At 75.4% G+C, this 1,188-nt stretch carries 2 protein-coding genes; both read left to right on the plus strand.

Features of this window, described 5'->3' with window-relative positions:
* The coding region (locus tag ESO86_RS17275; protein ID WP_242492442.1) for an amidase family protein at positions 1-456 on the plus strand (456 nt) is incomplete at its 5' end.
* An 85-nt stretch (positions 457-541) separates the two neighbouring features.
* On the plus strand, positions 542-1,188 hold a 647-nt coding region (locus ESO86_RS17280; RefSeq protein ID WP_165308304.1), incomplete at its 3' end, for a siderophore-interacting protein.

Consider the following 1,188-nt stretch of genomic DNA (forward strand, 5'->3'; position numbering starts at 1 on the left):
GGCGCGGCGGGGATCCCGGTGCCGGACGGCGAGGAGGAGTCGCTCGAGCCGCTCACGCGCTGGCTCGTCGCGCGGGGCCGGGAGCGCACCGCGGGCGAGCTCGCGGAAGCCCTCGGGTGGCTCGCGGGGTTCGAGCGGCGGACGATCGCGCGGTTCTCCGCGGTCGACGTGGTCCTGACTCCGGCGCTCGCGCAGACGCCGCGGCCGGTCGGCTGGTACGACGCCGACGACGCGGAGGAGAACTTCGCGCAGCAGGTGCGCTTCACGCCGTACACGTCGTTCGTCAACGTCGCGGGGCTGCCCGCGTTGACGGTCCCGGTGCACGACACGGACGCCGGCCTGCCGATGGGCGTCCAGCTCATCGGGCGCCCCGGCGGCGAGGCGACCCTCTTCGCGCTCGCGGCGCAGCTCGAGCGGGCCGCGCGACGCGGTCGACGCCGTCCGCCGGTGTGGTGACGGATGCCGCGGCCGCGCCGGTGACGGCGGGGGAGCGGCCGTCTCCCGGTGTGATCCGCACGCGGGCGTGTGCAAGACTTAGGTAATGCTTACCTCACTTGCCGGAGTCGCCGCGCCCGCGAGCCCGCGTCCCGCCTATCGCGGATTCCGTGCGAACGTCGCCCGCGTGCGGCGACTCACGCCGCACTTCACGCGCGTGACCTTCGCGGGGGAGGAGCTCGCCGAGTTCGGCACCGCGGGGCTCGACCAGCGGGTGAAGGTCGTGCTGCCCCTCGGCGACTCGGGCTTCGCGCACTTCCCCGACGGCGAGGACTGGTACTCGGCCTGGCGCGAGCTTCCCGCCGGGCAGCGCAATCCGTTCCGCACCTACACGATCCGCGCCGTGCGCCCCGAGGACCGCGAGGTCGACGTCGACTTCGTCGCGCACGGCGACACCGGTCCCGGCTCGGCCTGGGCGACGCACGCGCGGCCCGGTGACGAGATCGTGCTCGTCGGCCCGGACGAGTTGAGCGCGGGGAGGACCGTCGGCATCGACTGGCGGCCCGGCGCGGTCGACACCGTGCTGCTCGCCGGCGACGAGACCGCGGCGCCCGCGATCTGCGCGATCCTCGAGTCCCTGCCCGCCGACGCCGAGGGGGCGGCGATCATCGAGGTGCCGAGCGCCGACGACGAGCTGGAGGTCGCGGCACCCGTCGGCGTCGAGGTGCGCTGGCTGGCCCGCGCGGAGGCGCA

The organism is Agromyces binzhouensis (assembly GCF_004135055.1).
Lineage (GTDB): Bacteria > Actinomycetota > Actinomycetes > Actinomycetales > Microbacteriaceae > Agromyces > Agromyces binzhouensis.